Origin of the sequence: Haoranjiania flava, assembly GCF_025631005.1 — a bacterium.
Classification (GTDB): Bacteria; Bacteroidota; Bacteroidia; order Chitinophagales; family Chitinophagaceae; genus Haoranjiania; species Haoranjiania flava.
Window position 1 is genome coordinate 1 of sequence record NZ_JAOTPL010000008.1, and the last position, 23,412, is coordinate 23,412.

A 23,412-nucleotide genomic window follows, 5' to 3' on the forward strand; every position below is an offset into this window, starting at 1 on the left:
GTGTAGAATTCAAATCATTGTTGGCGCGCTCCGCAGGAGCGCTATCTCAATGTATTTACAAAATCCTTTAAAGCCTTTTCAAAAATTTGTAGCTCCTACAAAGGTAATGATACCGCTCCTGTGGAGCGGAACTAATTTACAACATTTTTCTACGCAGGTTATGCTCCTACAGGAGCAGAAATATAGTTCATAATTTCTTCAATTTTTATATACAATAACGATTATACGATCACAACCTTTCATTTAAGATTCCGGAGGAATCTAATTTTAATTGTAGTTAATAGACACCCAAAAGCAAGCAGGGAAAATGGCACTGTTGATCTTACATAAAAGCAGTGCTCAAAATGTTTGATGCTGGGCCAAAAGGTCTGAAGGAAGAATGACAGCTAAAAAATATGTCTCTATCAAATAAAGCGTCAAGAGCTACTGCCGCCCGCGACTTGCAGCAACTGGCCGGCAAAAAAACATTCTTATACAAAGGTGCCGGCAGAAGCGTTGCTTATCAACTTGATGTATAACATACAGTTCTTTTCAACCTTTATCACACCACCATAGAAAAGATCCTGGTAGAAGGTTTATCGCGTATCATACGCAGATCATAAGCCATGCAGATGTTGCGCAGGAATGACCGGCCGCTTTCGTTTACACTGATCTTGTCATCAGCGATATTGATGAGATCGTCGCTTTCAAGCTCCCTCAACCTTTCAATGATCTGCGGGTAGTCGTTCAGGTTATCTTTATGGATAGGCGTTTCCATCAGGCACATAATGTTGAGTATTTGCTTGCGGATAAACAGATCTTCCTCTGTAAGGATATGGCCTTTGAAAACAGTAAGCTCGCCGGCGTTTATCTTTCTTACATACGCATCCACGTCTTTTTCATTCTGCGCAAATGCATACCAGCTGTCCGATATGGCAGAAGCGCCCAGGCTGATCATCACCTGTGTGGATGACGAGGTGTAGCCCATGAAATTGCGGTGAATAGTTTTGCGCTCCATGGACTGATACAGGGTATCCGATGTAAGCGAGAAATGGTCCATGCCTATCTCGTGGTAGCCAAGTTCCTCGAGCAGTTCTTTTCCTTTTTCGTACAACTCTCTTTTCTCTTCACCTGAAGGCAGGTCTTTTTCATCGAAGCCGCGCTGGCCTACGCCTTTAATCCAGGGCACATGGGCGTAAGAGTAAAAAGCGATCCTGTCGGGTTGTAATTGTTTGGTAAGTTCTATGGTACTGATCACAGAATCTAATTTCTGAAAGGGCAGCCCGAACACCAGGTCATGGCTGATGCTGTCATAGCCAATGCTGCGCGCTGCTTCTGTAACTTTTGCTACGTTTTCAAACGGCTGCATGCGGTTGATGGCCTTCTGCACTTTCGTATCATAGTCCTGCACCCCGAAGCTCACTCTCCTGAAGCCCAGGTCGTATAAGGTTTTCAGGTGATCGGCTGTAGTATTGTTGGGGTGTCCTTCAAAACTAAATTCCCTTTCCGGGTGAACGATTGAGGTAGATAAAATGCCTGAGAGTAGCTTATGCAAATTGTCTGTTGAAAAAAAAGTGGGCGTGCCGCCGCCAAGATGTATTTCTTTGATCACAGGTTTTTCAGGGAGCACGTCCAGGTACATTTGCCATTCTTTCAGTACTGCTGCAATGTACGGGTCTTCTACAGAATGTTGTTTGGTGATGCGTTTGTGACAGGCGCAAAATGTACAAAGGCTTTCGCAGTAGGGCAGGTGAATGTAAATACTGATGCCCTCTTTCTGGTTAGATGCTGCAAAAGAGCGCTGCAATGTTTCCAGCCATTTTCCCGGGGAAAAATTTTCCAGGTCCCAGTAAGGAACGGTGGGGTAGCTGGTGTAGCGCGGGCCGGGAACATTGTATTTCTCTATCAGTTGTGCAGGAACCATATCACTTTTTTAAGTGCACAAAGATAGGCAATCCGCATGTGCAATAGGATGCATTATTGTAAATTGAATGACATTTAAAACATGCAATCGCGCAAATAAAAAAATATTTATTAAATATTATTGCTAACTTACATAAAATCTATTTCTATGAAGTATTACTATCCCCGGAATATACTCCTGTGTACCATGCTTGCATTATTCCTTACAGCTATCAGCAGCTGTAGCAAAAGTGATCAGGCAAATAAACGGAATGAACTGGTGGCAACATGGGAATCTCAATCTTTAACCATCAGCGTGTATGATGCCAGGAATACGCTTTTGCAAAAGGATACAGAGACTATGGATGATGGCGCCAGCCGGATCACATTCAATGCAGACGGCACCATGAAAAGCGATGATGACAGCGGCAACTGGAAACTGGAAGGCAACACAATTGTGGCCACGCATACTGAAGGCGGCTCTACCGTTACACAGCGGTTCAACATCGAAACGCTCACTTCTTCAAAACTTGTTTTGTCGCAACGCATAGATGATATTGAAGAAATTAAAAGCATGCTTCACAAAGATGCAAAATACATTGTGGTGGTGATAGATTTTAAAAAGGTCTAATCAGGCTTTTTGCTGCCATCGTAATAATAATGGCCTGTAAGTTTGTAGGCAAATAAGCAGTCAGCCAAAACCTGTCCGCCGCCAATGTTGTGCACAACCAGGAACCTTTTTTGGTCGGCTGACTTTTTATTGACCACTACCCCGATATGTGTAAGGTTGTTGCTCAATATCCAGGTAACAATATCTCCCGGCCGGTAATCCTCTGCGTTGTGGGTTGCCGCGTAGCTTTCACCGTGGCGTTCAAAGAACCTGGCCAAGTTGGGCACGCGCCTGTGATCGATATTGGTATCCGGCGATCTGCGCCCCCACATTTGCGGGTACTTTGCAAAATTTGATTGCATGTCTTTGTGCACCAGCTCCTGCAGGTCTATGCCCAGCTTCCGGTAGCTCCTTACGATCACATCTGTACACACGCCTTTGCGGGCATCCACATCACCACCCGGGTAGCCAATGCTGTAGTAACTGCCGTCGTAGATGATGGTATTGTCTATAATGCTGATGGCTGCATCTGAAAGTTTCTTGCGGAAGCCATGGAGAGGTAATTCTTTTTCTTCCTTTGTTGCCTCCTGAATGGCAATAGCAGGCTGCTGCCACGCAGGCAACTTCCGGTAGAACACTGCTGCTGACAACAGTACTACCACGATCAGTAACAAAAGGAGAAAGCTTCTCATTTTTTGAAGATAAATTACAGATTAAAAAATATAAATTATAAATTACAAAAAGCCTTACCTCTTACATTTTACATTTCACCTTCATACAACCCCGTTCCCAGACCCGGACCAAAATCGCCCAAAATTATAAATTTCTCTCTTTGCAATATCGCATAAAAATCTTACCTTTGCACACTTATGTACATAATTTTGAGGGGTTTTTATCAAATTTCAGAAAGGAATTTTATTAAAACAAAAGCGAAAGCTCTGCTGTAACGTATTGTTATACATTATGTTGCAGATTTTTTTGTTTTAGGAGTTTCTCGTAATCCTGGTAGGGCCTTTCAGCAGTTTTTATATTCAAATTTGAAATACACATATGGCAATTAAAAAAGACAATCGTCCAAAATCTAATTTCTCTAAGATTACCATTGGACTTGCTTCTCCCGACACCATCCTGGAACGCAGTTATGGCGAAGTGTTAAAGCCTGAGACAATCAACTACCGTACTTACAAGCCGGAAAGGGACGGTTTGTTTTGCGAACGGATTTTCGGACCTGTAAAAGATTATGAGTGTGCTTGTGGTAAATATAAAAGAATTAGATATAAGGGTATTGTCTGCGACCGTTGCGGCGTAGAAGTTACCGAAAAGAAGGTACGCCGTGAGCGCATGGGCCACATCAAGCTGGTGGTGCCTATCGTACACATCTGGTACTTTAAAAGCCTTCCCAATAAGATCGGCTATCTGCTGGGCATGAGTTCCAAGAAACTCGAAACCATCATTTATTACGAAAGATATGCGATCATCCAGCCTGGTGTGCTGGAAGATAAATTCCAGACAGGCGACCTGCTTTCAGAAGAAGAATACCTCGATGTAATTGATACCCTTCCGAAAGACAACCAGTACCTGCCTGACGATGACCCGCAGAAATTCATTGCCAAAATGGGCGCAGAAGCGGTTTCTGACCTGCTGGCCAAATCAGACCTGGATGCATTGAGCTATACTTTGAGGAATGCAGCCGCCAACGAAACTTCACAACAACGCCGTGCAGATGCCCTGAAGAGACTGAGCGTGGTGGAATCTTTCCGTGATGCACAAACAAGAATTACCAACCGCCCCGAGTGGATGGTGATGCAATATATTCCCGTAATACCACCTGAACTGCGACCGCTCGTGCCGTTGGATGGCGGCCGCTTCGCATCTTCTGACCTGAACGACCTGTACCGCCGTGTGATCATCCGCAACAACCGTTTGAAGCGTTTGATGGAGATCAAGGCGCCGGAAGTGATCCTGCGCAACGAAAAACGTATGTTGCAGGAATCTGTAGACAGCCTGTTTGACAACTCAAGAAAATCAAATGCCGTGAAAGCCGAAGGCGGCCGCGCATTGAAATCACTGAGCGATGTACTAAAAGGCAAGCAAGGACGTTTCCGCCAGAACCTGTTGGGTAAACGTGTGGACTACTCCGGCCGTTCTGTAATCGTGGTAGGGCCTGAGCTGAAAATGCATGAATGCGGCCTTCCGAAAGATATGGCTGCAGAACTGTTCAAGCCGTTCATCATCAGGAAGCTGATCGAAAGAGGTATTGTAAAAACGGTAAAATCTGCCAAGAAGCTGGTTGATAAAAAAGAAGCCATTGTTTGGGATATTCTTGAAAATACTTTGAAAGGCCACCCGATCCTCCTAAACCGTGCCCCAACGCTTCACCGTTTGTCTATCCAGGCATTTCAGCCTAAAATGATCGAAGGTAAAGCCATTCAGCTGCACCCATTGGTAACAGCAGGCTTCAACGCCGACTTTGACGGTGACCAGATGGCCGTACACGTGCCGCTGAGCAATGCTGCCATTTTGGAAGCGCAATTGTTATTGCTGGCATCACACAACATATTAAACCCGCAAAACGGTACACCGGTTACCCTGCCGTCACAGGACATGGTACTGGGGCTTTATTATATTACAAAAGGTAAAAAATCCACTGAAACTGAAATTGTAAGAGGCGAGGGGAAAGTATTCTACAATCAGCAGGAAGTTACCATCGCCTACAATGAAGGCAAGATAGACCTTCATGCCAATATCAAGGTGAAAACCAATGTGCGTGAAAAGAATGGCACACTGGTAAACAAACTGGTGGAAACTACCGTAGGCCGCGTGCTTTTCAACGAGTTCGTGCCTGAAGAAGTTGGCTTTATCAACGCATTGCTTACCAAGAAGAGCCTCAGGGACATTATTGGCGAGATCATCAATATCACCAATGTGGCTACAGCTGCCAAGTTCCTGGACGACATTAAACAACTGGGTTTCCGTATGGCATTCCGCGGCGGCCTGTCCTTCTCCATCAATGACCTCATTATTCCCGATACGAGAAATGAACTGCTTGAAAGAGCCAAAGAAGAAGTAGAAGAAGTCTGGGAAAACTACAACATGGGCCTTATCACCAACAACGAACGCTACAACCAGGTAGTAGATATCTGGTCGCGCGTGGATACCAGGCTTACAGAAACGCTTATCCGCGAAATGCAGACAGACAAGCAGGGCTTCAACGCGGTGTACATGATGCTGGATTCAGGAGCGCGTGGTAGCAAGCAACAGGTAAAACAGCTTGCCGGTATCAGGGGATTGATGGCTAAGCCAAGAAAATCCGGAAGCACTGGCTCTGAAATCGTTGAAAACCCGATCCTTTCCAACTTCAAAGGCGGCCTGAACGTATTGGACTACTTCATTTCTACACACGGTGCGCGTAAAGGTCTGGCAGATACCGCCCTGAAGACAGCGGATGCGGGTTACCTGACCCGTCGTCTGGTAGACGTGGCACAGGATGTGGTGATCTCAGAAGAAGATTGCGGTACGCTGAGAGGTATTACCACAACTGCGCTGAAAGACAACGAAGATATTATTGCGCCGCTTTCTGAAAGAATTGAAGGCAGAACATCGCTGCACGATGTGCTCAACCCGATCAGCGGAGACTTGATCATTGAAGCAGGACAGGAAATTACACACGACAAAGCAATAGAAATAGATGAAGCAGGGGTAGACTCTATCGAGATCCGCTCTGTGCTTACCTGCGAGGCTAAGCGTGGTGTGTGCGTAAAATGTTATGGTAAAAACCTGGCAACAGGCTACCTGGCACAACGCGGCGATTCTGTGGGCATCATTGCTGCACAGTCTATCGGTGAGCCGGGTACACAGCTTACATTGCGTACCTTCCACGTGGGTGGTATCGCCGGCTCATCTTCCATCGAATCCAGCATGATCGCCAAGTTTGACGGTACCGTGCAGTTCGACGGATTGCGTACGGTAAAAACAGAAAATGCAGAAGGGGAAACAGTGGAAATTGTTATCGGCCGTACCGGTGAGATTAGAATTGCAGACCTGGAAAACGACAGGCTTTTAAATACCAGCAACATTCCTTACGGCGCTACCCTGAATGTAAAGAACGGGCAGAAAATCAGGAAAGGCGATGTGGTGTGCACATGGGATCCGTTTAACAACGTAGTGATCTCAGAGATTGCCGGTGAAGTGAAATTCGACAACATCATAGAGGGCATTACCTTCCGTGAAGAGTCAGATGAGCAGACCGGCCACAGGGATAAAGTGATTGTTGAGTCTAAAGATAAAACAAAAATACCTTCACTGATTGTAGATGGTAAAGAAGAGAAGAGCTACAACCTTCCGGTGGGCAGCCGCCTGGTGGTAGGCGAAGGAGACCATGTAAAAGCCGGACAGGTGATTGTGAAAATACCGCGTACCATGCGTAAGAGCGGGGACATCACAGGGGGTCTTCCTCGTGTAACAGAATTGTTTGAAGCACGTAACCCAAGCAATCCTGCAGTAGTAGCAGAGATTGATGGTGTGGTTACTTTCGGAAATATCAAGCGTGGTAACAGGGAAATTGTAGTGGAAGCTAAAGACGGTATTGTGAAAAAATACCTGGTACCGCTGACCAGGCAGATCCTGGTACAGGATGGCGACTTTGTAAAAGCCGGAACGCCTTTATCAGACGGACAGACAGCACCGCTGGATATATTGGCTATCAAAGGGCCGTTTGCAGTACAGGAATACGTGGTAAATGAGATCCAGGAAGTATACCGTTTACAGGGTGTAAAGATCAACGATAAGCATATTGAAGTGATCGTACGCCAGATGATGAAGAAAGTGGTGATCATTGATGCCGGGGATACCAAATTCCTGGAAGAAGACCTGGAAGACCGCAACGACTTCAACGAAGAGAACGACAGGATATTTGATAAGAAAGTAGTGGAAGAAGCCGGTGACAGCACCAGGCTGAAACCCGGGCAGATCGTGTCTGTGAGAGAATTGAGAGAAGAAAACTCACTGTTGCGCCGTGAAGATAAAAACCTGGTTACCGTTAGAGATGCAAGGCCTGCCACTGCACAACCGGTGCTGCTGGGTATTACTAAAGCATCATTGGGCGTGCCGAGCTGGATATCAGCTGCATCGTTCCAGGAAACAACGAAAGTGTTGAGTTCTGCAGCTATTCAGGGTAAAACCGATCTGATGTCAGGACTGAAAGAAAACGTGATAACCGGCCACCAGATACCTGCTGGTACAGGCCTGCGCGAATTCGATAAATTGATCGTTGGCAACAAGGAAGAGTATGAGCTACTGACTACTACCCGCGAAGCAATGAGTTTTGATGAAGAAGAGTAAGGATCTGTAGTTTCTATAAATTTTAAAAATCCGTTCTGCAAAGAGCGGATTTTTTTTACTATCTCCTTATGGTCTTTTCAACAGTGATTTTTTACTATGAATCGGTAAATTAAAATCCGGTATAGATTTTTTATTTTTCTAATTTTACATATCCATGTAGAATAGTAATTAAAATTATCAACAACAGAAGCAAGCAAATTAATTTAAAATAATGCTACCATGCAAAGATTATTATCTATTTTATTATCCTTATTATCTATTACAGTAACGGCTCAAGACAAACCGCTTGACCATTCACTTCTGTGGAAGATAAGCAACAACGGCATATCAGCGCCTTCTTACCTGTTCGGCACTATTCATGCTATTTGTGCCGCAGATTATTTCTGGACAGATAAAATGGAAGCATCTTTCCGTGCCACACAGCAATTGTACCTGGAACTTCCCATGGCCGATTCGGGCTTCCAGTCTGAGATGATGCAGGCGGTAATGCTGAAAGATTCAGCTACTTTACGCGAATATTTTTCCGAACGTGAATACGAAATTCTTTCAACATATGTATCTGATTCGCTTCATATGCCTGTTGCTGCTTTCGCTAAAATGAAACCGCTTGCGTTATTGTCTCTTTTTGTAACAGCATCTACAAACTGCGGCAGCATACCTGCAAGTTATGAGGCTGAAATATTAAAAAAGGCAAAGGCAAGATCGCTGGAAATAAAAGGCCTGGAAACGGTTGCAGATCAGGTAAAGATTTTTGATGATATGCCTAAAGACTCATTGGCTGCTATGATTATGAGCTATATAAATACTTCTGTAGAAAGGAAAAAAGATTTCAGCAACATGGTAGAAATTTATAAATCTCAAAACATAGATGGCCTGTACAAGGAAATAATTAGTCAGCCCGATATGCAGGCATTTAAAGACGTAATACTTACGCAAAGAAACAAACGCTGGTCAGAAAAGATATACGTTATTGCCAAACAAAAGCCAACTTTCTTCGCAATTGGCGCCGCGCATTTATCCGGTGACGATGGGTTAATAAATCTTTTGCGCAGGATGGGATATACAGTAGAAGCTGTACGTTAGCTATGTTGTATTTTCACGGGTTCATTTTAAACTCCATGATCCTGGCAATAGAAGTTGCCCTGTTTATTACTTCGCGTGCCGTATCTCCTTCAAAGTGCTCATGAATTGTTGCAGTCCACAATGCAAGCCATTTCTCAAAATGATGTTTTTGCATTTTTGACAGGCTGTTGAGGTGTATATGCGGAGACATGGGATTGTTCTTATACTCGCTGGTGCCAAAGATCATACTGTCCCAAAAGTTGGTTACCACCTGTATATGTTCGTCCCAGTCAATGGGGATCACTTCCGTAAAGAAATGTCCGATCACCGGGTCGGGTATAGCTTTTTCGTAAAATTTCTTCACGATCAGTTCCAGGTCATTCCTGTTTTGCACATCATTCATACACACAAAAGTAAGCTCTTGTTTTATTGCTGAAGATAAAAAGCAGGGTAAAGTTTGTTAATCTTTGAATAGATCAGGCCGATATTACTTCTTGCTTTTTCTTTAAAATAGTTTTGGCAGCGTCTGAAGCAATCAGCAGTCCACCGGCCATCATAATAATATCTTTAATAACCAGCCTGCCTGCTGCAGATAGGTACGGGAAGCCATGCTGGGCGCCGCCCAGATCCGGCACCCAGGTTTCCGGCGTAGTAATCAGGAAGCTAAGTGTTATTATAGACATGCCGGATGTAAGCAGTCCGCCGATCATTCCTGTTTTTGGGCTAAAAATACCTGATAATACCAGCAAACCTATTAAAACAATTACCGCACCTAAGCCATAAGAAAATGGATAGGTTCTGTTATGCTTATGCCACGCGATGTTTTCCGGTACTACCTTGCCTTCCGGATTTTTGTGAAGGGTATACTGTGCTACTTGTTTTCCTGTACCGTTATCTACCGGTAAGCGTGTATCTTTATTGTAAAAGAAATTCATAAAGGGAGAGTTGGTTACAAAAGGTACTATGCCATCGGCTTCGTATTGAAAAACCTTTAAACCTCCTATCCACGCCATTACCACGAAAATAGCAATGCGCATAAAATGCATATACCCGCGCCTGCTGCCGGCTAAAATCTTCAATAACTTCATTGCATTTAAAATTAATAATGTAGAGAAATTTTTTTGTCCGCAGCAAAAATATATGCTACAGCAAATCCCGGGAATGGAATAATCAGGATAATGCATAGACTATTTTGCCGCAATGGAAATACCAACGCTCTCACGGTAGTGCAAAGGCGATAAACCCGTATTTTTTTTAAAATACCTGCTGAAATAAAATTCATCTTCAAAGTTGAGTTCGGCAGCTATCTCCTTCACGGATTTATATGTAAGATGCAATAATTTTTTTGCTTCCAAAATAATGCGTTCCTGGATAATTTCGGATGGGGTTTTTCGAAATTGCTTTTTGATTTTTTTGCTGAAAGCGCTTAGCGACAGAGACATGGCTGCCGCATAAAAAGAGGGGCTTCTTTGCCGTAAGAAATTTGCTTCAAGCAGGTTTTGAAACACAGTGATCTCATTGTGGTCTTGATCGTCCGGCATTTCTGTTTTAACCTGATTGATTTTTTCTTTGCTGCACAAGGCAAGGATCAATTGCAGGTACGCCCTGGCTACCGCAAGTGAATAAACATCATCCGCATTTTTTTCATCCGCTAATTTTTTAAACAGCAGTTTTATCTCTGCAAAATCGTTAGCTGTAACGTTTATATGCGGCTGCAGGTAAATATTGTTGAAGAGCAGCCCGTTGCAGGCCACCTCCTTTTTATGGTACTCTATACAATAAAAATCACCGTGAAATTGCAGCAGGTCGAAAGTAAAGCCAAAAGAGTTTATCCATTGAAAATCCTGGTGCGGTGTCAGAAATAAAATGGTATTTCCTGAAAAACTATATTCTGCAAAATCTACCATAAATCTTCCCGTACCGTTAAATGCAATGATTTGGTAAAAGGATGAATTGTTTACAGCAGCATCTGGCAAAATACCTGTTTTTATATCGAATAAATTTTCCTGCATTGCTAAAGTTGAAAAACGTAAAATACCAGGAATTATTTTACAACGCTGGTCTGCGTCTGGTTTGTTTGCGCGCTGAAATATCCTAAAGCTCCGCCGTGAATATTCGATACCGGATTACCCGGGCTGCCAAATGAACCCGGCCCTCCGGTACCGCCCCTGGCTCCGGCCTCAAGGCTGTACCAATATTTATAAATATTTTTATCTATGCAGCTCATACGTACTTTTACCGTATCGCCTTTATATATCAGATCTTCTTTTTCCTTGGAAAATACAGGCAGGTTTTGTTTTACGGTTTTCCCGTTGGAGTACTCATCATTTACCACATAAAAAGAATTATATTTTTTCCTGTTTTTATAAATGCTGAATAAGTATTGATTCTCTTCGTTAGCAGGGTCTGTGTAATGCGCAGTTGTAGTATAATTGGAATAAATAGTATTGTAAGTTACGGTGATGCTGTCAAGATTTACTTTGGTTGGCGGCATGGTTGAAGAAGCAGTATAGATCTCATTGCCAACTTTTACTTTCAGGTAGTATGTTTCTCCCGCCGTTGCTTTCAACGACTCATTATAATAAACGCCTTTTTCTACCTCAGTTAATCGGTAAGTGTTATTTCTACTGTCTGTAATGCTCACTGCTCCTCCCTGCACACCTTCAAACCGGTTGATTTCGTCTATAGTTTGCGTGGAGGAAATAAAAACATAGCATTGTTTTTCCTTATCGGTGATAGTGCCTTCTATCACTATTCTTTGCGGTGCATTTTTCAGGTTAAGGTCAATTATTTTTTCACAGGAAAAAAGCAAGAGCGCTAAAATGTATATTGTAAGCTTTTGCAGCATATTAATTTATTTTAAAATTATAAGAGATGGACGGGATGAAGCGAAACAGGGATGTTTGTACTGCTTCCACTGTGTTCGGGTCATCTTTGTTGTCTCTGAAATTAATAGTGTATGCATTTTCCCTTCCGTATGCATTGTACACGCCAAATGAAAGTTCTGAAGAGAATTTTTTTGTTTTTTTCAGCAGCACATTAACGCTTACATCCAGGCGGTGGTAGTCTGGCATGCGTTGCGAATTGCGGTCAGTGTAGTAGTACGCGGTAATGCCATTAATGCTGTATTTGCCTACAGGGAATGTTACGGCATCTCCGGTATAATATATCCAGGTACCTGCCAATGTCCAGCGTTTATTCAGCTCGTACGTAGCCACTATGGCCAGGTCGTGCGTTCTGTCCTGGCGCGCATTGTACCATTGATGGTTGTTGATCTGGTCAATCTTTTTTTCGCTTTTGGAAAGTGTATAACTGATCCAGCCGGTAAGCCTGCCTGTTTTCTTTTTCAGCAAAGTTTCCAGGCCATACGTCCTGCCGATACCGAATAAAAGCGACTGTTCAATGGGGTCTAGGCTGTTAGTGATGTTTGAACCGTTGCGGTAGTCTATCTGGTTTTGCAGGGCTTTGTAATAGCTTTCAATATTCAGCTCGTAGGTAGCATTGAACAGGTCTTTGTAATAGCCCAGTGAGAACTGGTCCGAAATTTCAGGCCTGATAAAATTGTTGCTCGCTACCCATTTGTCGGTTGGGTTGGTTGAGGTGGAATTAGAGATCAGGTGCAGGTTTTGCACGTTTCTGACATAGCCGAATTTCAGCGAGCTGGAATTGTTCAGCAGAAAACTGGCCGCGATACGCGGCTCGGGATTAAAGTAATTTTTTACTACTTCTCCTTTGCCAAATTGCAGCGTATCGGTGATCTCCCCGTTCGTATTCACATTATAAAACTGTCCTGCGCCGATAGCGGTAAATGCGTTGAAACGAAGGCCATAAGACAGGTTCAGCCGGTCTGATGCTTTCCAGTTGTTGTTGAAATAAATGGCATTTTCGTAGGCGTACCGGTCTTCCAGCTTTTTAGGATTGATGCTGCCGCTGGGAGAGTTAGGGGTCACTTCGCCTGGGTGAATGGTATGATGTATCAGGTTAAAGCCGAAGCGCAGGTTATTTCTTTGGTTGATGTTCCACTGGAAATCCTGCTTCAGGTTTATGTCCTTGATTTTGGATATAATACTCAGTCCTTCTGGTATGGTAGGATTAATCAGTATTTCATAATTGTAATTGCTGTAAATAAATGAGGTATTTGAAAACAGTTTGTTGTTGAAGATATGGTTCCAACGCAGCGTGCCGGTAGCATTGCCCCAGTTGATGCCAAATGCATTGTTGATGGTGAAATTGTCCTTCCCGAAGTAGCCCGAAATAAACAGCTTGTCTTTTTTACCTAATGTAAAATTGGTTTTTGTGTTGAGGTCGTAAAAATACAGCTGGTTGTTGTTGAGAGCGCTGTCTTTGGAAAGCTTTAAAAACATGTCTGCGTAAGTGCGCCTGCCGGAGACAAGAAAAGAGGATTTTTCCTTTTGGATCGGGCCTTCCAGCGTAAGGCGTGAAGATATTAAACCGATGCCGCCGGTTGCTGCAAACTTACGGTTATTGCCGTCGTTCATGCGCAGATCCACCACGGAAGACAACCTGCCTCCGTATTGTGCAGGCATACTTCCTTTGTATACAGATACATCTTTTATGGCATCTGAATTGAACACAGAAAAGAAGCCGAGCAAGTGGGCTGCATTGTAAACAGTAGCTTCATCCAGTACAATCAGGTTCTGATCAGAGCTGCCGCCGCGCACAAAAAAGCCGCTGTTGCCTTCACCGGCAGATTTAATGCCGGGCAGCAATTGCAGTGTTTTCAGCAGGTCCTTTTCGCCGAGCAAAACAGGTATGTTTTTTATTTCTTCCGTGCTGAGTTTTTCCACGCTCATCTGCGGGCTGCGCAGGCTCCGGGCATTGGTGTTTGTGGTTACAACCACTTCATCAAGTTCGGTAGCTGAAGCATCGGACAGTTCAATATTTATAATGGTATCTTTGAGTAAGGTAATGCTTTGTGATGCGCTTTCTTTGCCTAAGGAACGGTATACAATTTCGTGTACGCCCGAAGACAGTGATAAAGAGTAGAAACCATAGTCGTTGCTCACAGTCTGTTGGCGGCCGCTGGCAACGGTAGCGCCGATAATGGTTTCGCCGCTTTCTTTGGATTTAATGGTGCCGCTTACCACAAACTGTTGTGCAGTTGCCAGGTAAGTGATTGTCAGGAAAAGAAATGTGAGGTAAAATTTCATCCGTTATTTGCTGCGTTTCATTCGAAAATAAATCATTTTGCTTTGGGATGCGCTTTTTTGTACACTTCTTTCAGCTTTTCTATGGTGTTGTGCGTGTAAACCTGTGTGGCTGCCAGGCTTGAATGGCCCAGCAGTTCCTTTACTGCATTGATGTCGGCGCCTTCATTCATCAGGTGTGTGGCAAAGGTGTGCCGCAGAACGTGGGGGCTTTTCTTTTTTAATTTAATATCGCCCTGGGTCATTTGTGTTTTTACGGCATTGTAAAAAAATTTAGGATATAGTTTTTTACCTTTTTCATTTACGAAACATTCAGTGGCCCGCGGTTCTGCAACCGGTTTATCCTGCATATAATCTTTCAAAAGCGCCAGCAACTTTGCCGATAAGGGAATGATCCTTTCCTTGTTGCCTTTGCCTACAACTTTCAGCTGGCCATAGCTTGCATCAATTTGTGTTTCCTGCAGGTTTACCAGCTCGCTGAGCCTGATGCCTGTTTCATAAAAAAGCTGTGTAGCCAGCGCGGCTGTACGGTTGCGCCAGAGGGCCTTTTCGCCTGGCTCCTGCTTATCCCCGGCATGCAATGTACAGTTCAGAAGGTTTTGCATCTCTGTTTCTTTCACAAATTCCGGCAGGCGTTTACTGAGCTTTGGTAAGGTTACCGCTTCGGCAGGTGTAGTATCTACTAGCCCGTTTCGCAATAAAAATTTAAAGAAAGATTTTACGGAAGATATTTTCCGGTGAATAGTTTTGTGGGTGCTCTTCTCTTCGTTCTTTAAACATGCCATCCAGGAGCGTACCATTACGGTGCTTACCTCTTGCCAGCGACTGGTTTCAAAGTCAGCTTCCAGGAAAGTTGCAAATTGCTGAATATCGTTTTTATAGGCAATGACGGTATGCTCCGAATATCTTTTTTCAAATTTCAGGTAGTTGATAAAAGCGGGCAGGTACTGGTCGTTTTGCATGAGGTTATAAAGTTACAAAAATCATCGCGAATTGGCGGCAATCACCTAAACGTGACATGATATGCACTACCGCGCTGCCTGGTTCATACATCAGGTTGGCTGTGTAAGATCTATATTCCATATTTGCCATTTTCAAAAGCACAAGGCAGGTTTATCTGTAGCGGTAATGCCGGTTTTTACAAATCTCCATGTCTTTTGCCGTCTACGTATAACCTTAATTCAAGCGGTCCGGCTTGAATCTTTTTCAACTAACAGATAGCTTGCGTTTCTGCCCCCTTCACTTGTCTGCCGCAGAATTTTCTTTGCTATCAGGTCTTTTATATCACGCAATGCAGTATCTGTGGAGGTCTTTGTAATTTTTGCCCATTTTGATGTTTGTAATTTGCCTTCAAAACCATCAAAAAGCTTATTAATCATTAAACGTTGGCGTTCGTTGATAAGTGTATGCTCATGCTGTTTCCAAAACTCAGCTTTTTGCAATATTCTTTGTGTAGCTGCTTCCGTAGTTTGTATGGCATTAAGCAAACAATTCAGGAACCAGTCTAACCAGGGAGTAATGTCTCCACTACCATGCTGAACTTTCTGTAATATTTTATAATACTGTTTTCTTTCGATTAATATCTGGCCTGACATGCTGTAAAAACGCTCGTTACTGTTTTCAGCGCGAGCAAGCAACATATCAGATATAGCACGCCCGATCCTTCCGTTTCCATCGTCAAAAGGATGAATGATGATAAACCAAAAATGTGCAATAGCTGCTTTTAAAACAGGATCTAAGGTATGATCATCATTGAGCCATTTTAGAAATATATCCATTTCAGGTTTTACACGTTCCTTTTCTATCGCTTCATAGCGAACTTTTTCTTTACCTATCGCACCTGATACTACACTCATTTCGCTTGTGCGGTATTTTCCCACTTCAATTTTATATGGCCCGCTGTATCCTGTAGGAAACAGTGCGGCATGCCATCCAAATAATCTTTCTTCGGTTAAAGGCATTTCATACCGTTGTGTTGCATCCAGCATCATTTCCACTATACTTTCTATATGCCGGCTGCTTGGTACCAGGCCTGCTGTATTGATGCCTAAGCGGCGTGCTATGGATGAACGTACCTGTTCATAGTTCAATAGTTCTCCTTCTATTTCAGAAGACTTTACTACGTCTGAAGTTAGTGCTGTTAGTGAAGTTTCTTCCTTGGCTGAAAAGCCAAGGGCGTTCATCTGTCCAATGATCTTGCCTTGCATTAACCGTACCCTTCCGAATAACGAGTTAATAGCTTGATAATCCCAGGTAAAGTGCGTCCAATTTCTATATTGATAAATATATTTAGCCATACCCGCCAATAAATATGCGGTAAATATAGCAATTATTTGCCGCATATTTGCGGTGAATAAACAGCCTTTTTACCGAAACCCCATCACATAAGTAATGCTTAGTACCTCACAAACAAAAAAACCTAAAGCAAAAACTTTAGGCTGAATTTCTTGAAAAAAATTTGATTAATCTATCTTTCCGGAAGCTATCTGCTGTTTGTAGATCGCTTTTAATCTTTCTTCACGGCGCTTAATGGAAGGCTTGGTGAAGTTCTGACGAGATCTTAACTGTAATAAAGTCTTACTCTTCTCAAATTTCTTTTTGTATTTTTTGAGCGCTTTATCGATATTTTCACAATCTTTAGAATCAATGATCAGCATGAAATTTCCTTTTTTAATGATTTTTGGAATGCAAAGATAACCCGTTTTATAAAAATAACAAAATAATCTCAGCAAATTTTATTTGCTGGCAAATTAACTACATTTGCTGCATGTTTACAGGAATTGTTGAAACTACAGGCATCATTGAAGAGATCGTTCAAAGCGGCACCAACCGGTCGTTTCGTATTGCTTCGGCTATTTCTTCAGAATTGCGCGTTGACCAGAGCCTGAGCCACGACGGTGTATGCCTTACGGTAGAAGAGGTGAGTGCAGGCAGCCATGTAGTAACGGCTATACAGGAAACACTGGATAAGACAAACCTGTCTGCACGGAAACCCGGCAATACCATTAACCTGGAAAGATGCATGGCTATGAATGGCAGGCTTGACGGGCATATTGTGCAGGGGCATGTAGACGCTACAGCAGCATGCCTGGAAAGGAAGGACAAAGACGGCAGCGTGGAGTTTGTTTTTGAGTTTGACAGAAGCTTTGCCGAATTGATAGTAGAAAAGGGTTCAGTAACTGTAAACGGTATCAGCCTTACCTGTTTTGATATTACAGAAAACACTTTCACGATAGCGGTAATACCTTATACCTTCGCACATACCAATATCAGCGATGTGTATCCCGGCACCCTTGTAAACATTGAGTTTGATATATTGGGAAAATACGTAAACCGGAAACTAAACCTGCAAAAATAATATGGCAAAAGTTACAAGTTTCGGCGATGCCATGAAGGAGATGGTCTCTAAAAAACGGGCCCTGAAAAACGGCTTGCAAACCGCTAAGATAGAAGAAGTATGGCAGGAGGTAATGGGCCAGGCCGCCAAATACACCGATAAAGTACAGATCATTGACCGCACATTGTTTATTTCTTCTTCCAACGGGCCGTTTAAGAATGAACTCTTCTTCCAGAGAAACCTGATTGTAGAAAGGGTGAACGAAGCTTTTGGCGAAAAGGTGATTGATAAAGTAGTGATCAACTGATAGCCGCATCATCGGTCCAGAGCGGCTGCTGCTGCTTCATCTAAAAACCAATACACTTGCCCGTTTAAAGGATCTACCAGTTTAGCAGGATAAATTTGCGGTGGTTGGCTCCCTTTCAACACTTCATATACAGCCTGTTGTTTATCTTCTCCCGATACCACGAAAACAGCATTGCTGCAAAGATTCGCTGCAGCTTTGGTGAGGGTGAGCCGGTACATATTCTGACTTGCGCTCCAAAAATAATCTACCCATTTTGTTGCTTCGTGCAATACCTTTCCGTAGGGGAACATTGACAGCGTATGCCCGTCAGTGCCGAGGCCTAGCAGCAGCACATCCATTGTTTTTGCTGGTGTGAAAAAATTGCGTAAAACTGCTTCATATTCCTGAGCGCTCTTCTCCGGTGTGGTATTTTCTGTTTTAAAAAAATGTATTTGCTGGTCCTGCACAGGCAGATGCTCCAGCAGGTTTTTATAGCACATGCCTGCATTGCTTTGCTCATCCGTTACGGGCACAAATCTCTCATCGCCCAGGAAGAAGTGCCATTTGCTCCATTCAAACTGATGAATATACGCATCGCCTGAAAGCAGCCTGTACAAAGCCTTTGGCGTGCTGCCGCCCGATAGTGCAACGGTGAAAAAATCCTGCTCCTGCAGTACTTCTTTTTCCTTCTGCAATAAAAAATCAGCTACTTTCCTATTGAGCGCATCTCTATTTTTTGCTACGGTTATCTGCATGTGCGTTATTTTTAGGTATCACCAAATCCCAGCTTCTGCCGTCTGTGGCTATCAGTGCATCTGACTGGTCGGGCCCCCAGCTGCCGGGGAGGTAATTGGGGAAATCAGTTGCTTTTTTCTCAGCCCAGAAGTCCAGTACCGGCATTATAATTTCCCAGGCTTTCTCTACCTGGTCGCCGCGCATAAACTGGGTTGCATCTCCGGTCATAGCGTCCAGGAGCAGGGTTTCATAAGCTTCCGGCTGTGCTTCCTTAAAAGATTCATCATAATCAAAGATCATATCCACCGGTGCCAGCAGCATTTCCTGCCCGGGGATCTTTGCCTGGAATGTAATACGGATGTCCATTTCGGGCTGTATCCTTATGATGAGCTTATTAGCTTTCCAGTTGTCGGTAGCTTGTGCAGGAAAAGAAAATTTAGGGGCTTCTTTAAACTTAATGATGATGAGGGTAGATTTGTCAGGCAGGTACTTACCTGTACGCACATAAAACGGCACGTTTTGCCACCGCCAGTTATCAATGTAAAACTTAATGGCAGCAAAGGTTTCCGTTGATGAATTTTCAGCTACATGCTTCTCTTCAAGGTAGCTTTTTACTTTTTTGCCTTTCATCCAGCCGCCTGCATACTGGCCGCGTACGGCATAGCGGCTCACCTCTTCTTTTTTAATTTTCCTGATGGCATTCAGTACGTCCATCTTTTTATTGCGTACTTCGTTATCTTCGAACGAAACGGGCGGCTCTGTTGCGATCATACAAAGCAGTTGAATGATGTGGTTTTGCACCATATCGCGCAAAGCGCCCGCTTTATCATAATAATCTCCGCGGTCTTCTATGCCGATAGATTCTGCTGCTGTGATCTGTACATAATCAATATACCGCTTGTTCCAGATGGGCTCAAACAAAGCATTGGCAAAGCGCAGCGCCAATATATTCTGCACGGTTTCTTTTCCCAGGAAATGATCTATACGGTAAATCTGTCGTTCATCGAAATAGGTGAGCAAAAGCTTATTGAGCGCCCTGGCACTTTCGAGGTCGTGGCCGAAAGGTTTTTCTACTACGATGCGGCTGCAGTTTTTCTGCTTACAGATATTTAACCGGCTGAGTGAGGTGACAATCGGCGGTACAATGGCAGGAGATACTGCCATATAGAACAATACATCCGGTGCGGCCTTCCATTTTTTCTCTGTAGCCTCAATGAGTTTGCCGATCTTATTATAGTCGTTCTTTACATTGGCATCAAAGTCAAGATAGGCGATCTTTTGTGAAAATTCCTTCCATAGTTTTGCATCTACTTTTCTCCTGGAAAATGTTTTTAAATTTTTCAGCAGGTAATTCCTGAAACTAGTGTCTGAATAATCGGTTCTGCCTAAGCCAACAACCAGGAACATTTCAGGCAGGTGGCCGTCTGCAAACAGGTTGTATAATGCGGGTGTAAGCTTTCTTTTGTTCAGGTCTCCGCTACCGCCAAAAATGAAGACGATTGTCGGCTGATTTATTTTTTTGTGCGGCTCCATAAAGTAGATTTAGAAATTTAAACTATCCCAGTCTGTGTGGAACATGCCCTCCCGGTCTATACGCTCGTACTGGTGCGCGCCGAAGTAATCGCGCTGCGCCTGTATAAGATTGGTCGGCATTTTTTCGGATGCATAGTTTTCTATGTAAGCCAGTGTATTTTGTAAGCCGCCGGATGCAATGCTTGCCATCACCGCTTTGGCTACAACTTCCCGGAATGCCTCCATCCGCGGGGATATGAGGTTTGCTATATTTTTATCCAATAAAATATTGGTCATATCATTATCTTTTACAAAAGCCTGATAAAAATCTTCCAGCAACAGAGAGCGGATAATGCAGCCGCCACGCCATATTTTTACTACATCTTTAAGAGGTATATCCATACTGTATTCTGCCGATGCTTTCTGCAGCATGGTCAGGCCCTGTGCATAGCAAATGATGAATGCTACGTACAATGCGTCTTCCAGCTTATCAATAAATACGTCTTGATCGTTGGTATCAATCACTGTAGCCGGGAACGCGTAGAGCTTTGAAGCCAGTACGCGCTCCTCTTTTTGCCAGGAAAGCATACGCATAGACACCGCAGTATCAATAGTAGGTATGGAAATGTAGATATCCATTGCCTCCTGCGATGTCCATTTTCCCGTACCTTTTGAACCTGCTTTGTCCAGTATCATATCAACCAGGTCAGCTGAGGTGAATTCATCTTTCTTTAAAAAAATATCGGCGGTGATCTGTACCAGGTAAGATTGCAGCCTGCCTTCATTCCATTTTTTAAACACTTCATGTATTTGCCGGTTATGAAGCTGCAGGCCGTTTTTAAGTATGTCGTACACCTCACTGATGATCTGCATCATGGCATATTCGATGCCGTTGTGCACCATTTTTACATAATGGCCGGCCGCGCCATTACCCATATAGGCTGTGCATGCTTCACCGTTAACTTCTGCTGCTACTGCCTGCAGCAGGTTATGGACATGGTTATAAGCCGTTCTATCGCCGCCTGGCATCAGGCTGGCGCCGTACCTGGCGCCCTTTTCACCTCCCGAAATGCCCATGCCCATGAAATGAATATCGTGTTCCTTCAGGTATTGCACTCTGCGTACCGTGTCTTTGTAAAAAGAATTGCCTGCATCAATCACAATATCGCCGGGAGCCAGTAATGGTAATAACTCGGCAATTACATCGTCAACAATTTTGCCGGCAGGCACCAGCATCATGATCCTTCGAGGCAGTGATAATCCATCGATCATCTCCTGTAATTCGGTTACGCCTTTTACAAGGGTATTGGCCGTTGCGCCGCTTTCGAGCGCCAGCGCTTTTTCTTCCAGCTTATCATAGCCGATCACGCTGAAACCTTTATCAGCCATATTAAACAACAGGTTCTGGCCCATTACTCCCAGGCCTATCATTCCGAAGTCGTAGTCTCGCATAAGCATTGAATTGATGTGTCTCTGACAAATTTCAATGAATATAGGCAGGAAAGAAAGGAAATATTGTTGTGGGAATGTTATTTTACATACAGAAGGTATTCACCCGGCAACAATTCAAAAGTTTCTCCCTCATTAAAATTGTAGGTAACTCCTGAGCACAGGCTGGTAAATTTGCCTGCTCTATTCTTGGGTTGCGCCCGTATCTTTTCCTTATCCGAAAAATTGAACAGCGCTATGATCTCAGTATCATTTTTTCTCCTCGTTATGCTGATGCCGCAATCTTCTATCGCATTACATATATATATGGCATCGCTTTCAAAAGCAGGGGAGAAGTTGCGCAACTGCAACAGTTGTTTGTAAAAGCCGTGTAATTGCAAGCCTGACTTGTGCCATTCAATAATATCTTTTTCAAAAAATTTGAGCCGTTTCAGGTTAGGAAGTTCCTGGCCGCTGTAGATCAGAGGAATTCCTTTCACCATTTGGGTAAAAGCTGCCAGCGGTAATGCCAGCTTACCATATTTTTCATATTCTGTACCGTTCCAGCTGTTTTCATCGTGGTTGGAGGTAAAGTACATTTTCAATGCACCTGCGGGCAGATGATCGTAGTGCTGAATTATGCTGAACATATCTTGAAAGCTGCCGGTATCCTGTATAAAATTTTCTATGGCATGCATCCAGCGCCAGGTGTAGGTAGCATCAAAAACTTCGCTGTAATTATCTTCATCACATTCGCCCAGCCAAAATAATGGTTTTATTTCTTCGCAGGCCTTTCGCGCGCTGTGCCAGAAATCCAGCGGCACCAGGTGCGCCATATCACAACGAAAGCCGTCAATATTGAACTCTTTTACCCAGTATTGCATGGCATTCATCATGGCAATACGCATCTCGTGGTTGTGGTAATCCAGGTCTATCACATCTGTCCATCCATGATTTTCGGTGAAATCTCCGTGTTCATTCTTTTGATACCATTCCGGGTGATGCAACGCCCACTCATGCCTGTAGCCTGTATGGTTGGCCACCCAGTCAATCATGATCTTCATGCCCAAAGAATGGGCTTCAGCTACCAGGTTCTTGAAATCTATATTGTTTCCGAATTCAGGATTGATTTCTGTATAACTGCTGCAGGCGTAATAGCTGCCCAGAGTACCCTGCCTTTCAAATTCAGAAATGGGCGTGATTGGCATTAGCCAGAGAATTTTTACACCCATTTCGCTGAGGCGAGCCAGGTGGGTCTGCAATCCTCTGAAAGTGCCGGCATCGGAATACTGCCTGATGTTGACTTCATAAATATTAGCAGTTTCTGCCCACTCAACCATTTTGTAGAAAGTACTCATTCGGCAAATAAATTAGGCAGGTCAATCTGTTGATTTTTTGAAAACTCAAAAGGAACGGTAATAAAAATGCCTGAATGGCCAAGCTGGGTTTTTCCTTTCATGCGCAGTAAAATCTGCCGGTTTAAAAAAGCAGAAACGGCATTGCTTAAAATCGGTTGAACGTTCACCCGAAGAGAAACAGGTATCCTCATTTCTGTAGCAGCAGGTACATCCAATAATGTGTCCAGAACGTAATGCGATATCAACGATTCGTTTGCATAAAAATCAGATTCCAGGTTTTTCAGGGAAACACGGAAACTATTGGGATTATAAAAAACAACATTTGTAGTGATGGTGGCGCTGTCTGTATTTACTTCACCCAAGGTAAGATTCTCCAGCCCGCGAAACTCAAAAGGTTCAGGAGCCTTGCACGAAAAAAATACAAATGTTAAAAAACAGGGTAGGAGAGCCGGGCATCTTACATTAAAAAATTTCATATTTCTCGATTTAAGCCGCTGTAAATATTTACCGGTGCAATGTACTTCATTTTGCGCGATCATCGCTCAAAATCAATTTTAATTTTTTATCTTTGATCACTAAAAGTATTAGTAAAACAAAGTCTTAAGGTCCTGCAGATTTATACTAATATTTGTAACACGATTATGAATATGTAATAGTTTGTTCATTAATTTTTTACTGTATTTATATAAAGTATA

General features: G+C 43.4%; 21 protein-coding genes. 6 read left to right on the forward strand and 15 right to left on the reverse strand.

Translation table 11 applies throughout. The annotated features are described in order from the left end of the window. Positions 1–395: 395 nt before the first annotated feature. Entirely contained in the window at positions 396–518 is a 123-nt protein-coding gene (locus tag OD355_RS06970; protein ID WP_263037738.1) for a hypothetical protein, read from the forward strand. Positions 519–541: 23 nt separating this feature from the next. Here OD355_RS06970 and hemN read toward each other — a convergent pair whose 3' ends face one another. After that, positions 542–1,903, reverse strand: coding sequence for an oxygen-independent coproporphyrinogen III oxidase (gene hemN, locus OD355_RS06975; protein ID WP_263037739.1), 1,362 nt, complete (start codon positions 1,901–1,903; stop codon positions 542–544). Positions 1,904–2,050: 147 nt separating this feature from the next. On the opposite strand from hemN, the gene OD355_RS06980 reads away from it, so the two are divergent. Then, complete coding sequence (locus OD355_RS06980) at positions 2,051–2,512, forward strand: lipocalin-like domain-containing protein (protein ID WP_263037740.1); 462 nt, start codon at positions 2,051–2,053, stop codon at positions 2,510–2,512. On the opposite strand, the gene OD355_RS06985 is transcribed toward OD355_RS06980, so the two are convergent. Beyond that, complete coding sequence (locus tag OD355_RS06985; protein ID WP_263037741.1) at positions 2,509–3,183, reverse strand: DUF1287 domain-containing protein; 675 nt, start codon at positions 3,181–3,183, stop codon at positions 2,509–2,511. The two genes, OD355_RS06980 and OD355_RS06985, sit on opposite strands and share 4 nt — an antisense overlap. Positions 3,184–3,541: 358 nt before the next feature. Here OD355_RS06985 and rpoC point away from each other — a divergent pair, with 358 nt between their 5' ends. Beyond that, a complete protein-coding gene (gene rpoC, locus OD355_RS06990) occupies positions 3,542–7,831 on the forward strand; it encodes a DNA-directed RNA polymerase subunit beta' (RefSeq protein WP_263037742.1) in 4,290 nt (1,429 codons plus the stop codon). Between the two features lie 219 nt (positions 7,832–8,050). Further along, positions 8,051–8,914, forward strand: coding sequence for a TraB/GumN family protein (locus OD355_RS06995; RefSeq protein ID WP_263037743.1), 864 nt, complete (start codon positions 8,051–8,053; stop codon positions 8,912–8,914). A 13-nt stretch (positions 8,915–8,927) separates the two neighbouring features. On the opposite strand, the gene OD355_RS07000 is transcribed toward OD355_RS06995, so the two are convergent. From OD355_RS07000 to rpsU, 8 genes are all read right to left on the reverse strand, one after another. Further along, positions 8,928–9,296 (reverse strand): group III truncated hemoglobin, encoded by a 369-nt coding sequence (locus OD355_RS07000; protein ID WP_263037744.1) that lies wholly within the window; start codon positions 9,294–9,296, stop codon positions 8,928–8,930. Positions 9,297–9,369: 73 nt separating this feature from the next. Beyond that, positions 9,370–9,981, reverse strand: coding sequence for a YkgB family protein (locus tag OD355_RS07005; protein WP_263037745.1), 612 nt, complete (start codon positions 9,979–9,981; stop codon positions 9,370–9,372). Between the two features lie 99 nt (positions 9,982–10,080). Next, positions 10,081–10,905, reverse strand: coding sequence for a helix-turn-helix domain-containing protein (locus OD355_RS07010; protein WP_263037746.1), 825 nt, complete (start codon positions 10,903–10,905; stop codon positions 10,081–10,083). Positions 10,906–10,937: 32 nt separating this feature from the next. After that, complete coding sequence (locus OD355_RS07015) at positions 10,938–11,741, reverse strand: DUF4249 domain-containing protein (protein WP_263037747.1); 804 nt, start codon at positions 11,739–11,741, stop codon at positions 10,938–10,940. A 1-nt stretch (position 11,742) separates the two neighbouring features. Next, a complete protein-coding gene (locus OD355_RS07020) occupies positions 11,743–14,064 on the reverse strand; it encodes a TonB-dependent receptor (RefSeq protein WP_263037748.1) in 2,322 nt (773 codons plus the stop codon). A gap of 32 nt (positions 14,065–14,096) precedes the next feature. Beyond that, positions 14,097–15,023: a tyrosine-type recombinase/integrase gene (locus tag OD355_RS07025; RefSeq protein ID WP_263037749.1), complete on the reverse strand. Its 927-nt coding sequence runs from the start codon at positions 15,021–15,023 to the stop codon at positions 14,097–14,099. 219 nt (positions 15,024–15,242) lie between these two features. Then, the gene (locus OD355_RS07030) at positions 15,243–16,358 is read right to left on the reverse strand and encodes a Fic family protein (RefSeq protein ID WP_263037750.1); all 1,116 of its coding nucleotides are present in this window, start codon (positions 16,356–16,358) and stop codon (positions 15,243–15,245) included. 165 nt (positions 16,359–16,523) lie between these two features. After that, a complete protein-coding gene (rpsU, locus tag OD355_RS07035; protein ID WP_263037751.1) occupies positions 16,524–16,718 on the reverse strand; it encodes a 30S ribosomal protein S21 in 195 nt (64 codons plus the stop codon). Positions 16,719–16,828: 110 nt separating this feature from the next. Here rpsU and OD355_RS07040 point away from each other — a divergent pair, with 110 nt between their 5' ends. Both OD355_RS07040 and OD355_RS07045 read left to right on the forward strand, forming a co-directional pair. Then, on the forward strand, positions 16,829–17,419 hold the full coding sequence (locus OD355_RS07040) for a riboflavin synthase (protein WP_263037752.1): 591 nt from the start codon (positions 16,829–16,831) through the stop codon (positions 17,417–17,419). 1 nt (position 17,420) lies between these two features. Further along, positions 17,421–17,705 (forward strand): DUF721 domain-containing protein, encoded by a 285-nt coding sequence (locus OD355_RS07045; protein WP_263037753.1) that lies wholly within the window; start codon positions 17,421–17,423, stop codon positions 17,703–17,705. Between the two features lie 8 nt (positions 17,706–17,713). Here OD355_RS07045 and pgl read toward each other — a convergent pair whose 3' ends face one another. The 5 genes from pgl to OD355_RS07070 form a co-directional block, all read right to left on the reverse strand. Then, a complete protein-coding gene (gene pgl / locus OD355_RS07050) occupies positions 17,714–18,439 on the reverse strand; it encodes a 6-phosphogluconolactonase (protein WP_263037754.1) in 726 nt (241 codons plus the stop codon). After that, positions 18,414–19,952 carry a glucose-6-phosphate dehydrogenase gene (zwf, locus tag OD355_RS07055; RefSeq protein ID WP_263037755.1) on the reverse strand — a complete coding sequence of 513 codons (1,539 nt, stop codon included), beginning with the start codon at positions 19,950–19,952 and terminating at the stop codon, positions 18,414–18,416. The genes pgl and zwf overlap by 26 nt, the downstream gene beginning before the upstream one ends. 9 nt (positions 19,953–19,961) lie before the next feature. Beyond that, positions 19,962–21,383 carry an NADP-dependent phosphogluconate dehydrogenase gene (gndA, locus tag OD355_RS07060; RefSeq protein WP_263037756.1) on the reverse strand — a complete coding sequence of 474 codons (1,422 nt, stop codon included), beginning with the start codon at positions 21,381–21,383 and terminating at the stop codon, positions 19,962–19,964. Positions 21,384–21,460: 77 nt separating this feature from the next. Then, positions 21,461–22,717 carry an alpha-amylase family glycosyl hydrolase gene (locus tag OD355_RS07065; RefSeq protein WP_263037757.1) on the reverse strand — a complete coding sequence of 419 codons (1,257 nt, stop codon included), beginning with the start codon at positions 22,715–22,717 and terminating at the stop codon, positions 21,461–21,463. Further along, a complete protein-coding gene (locus OD355_RS07070; RefSeq protein WP_263037758.1) occupies positions 22,714–23,193 on the reverse strand; it encodes an NDR1/HIN1-like protein in 480 nt (159 codons plus the stop codon). Before OD355_RS07070 ends, OD355_RS07065 begins: the two co-directional genes overlap by 4 nt. Positions 23,194–23,412: the final 219 nt, after the last annotated feature.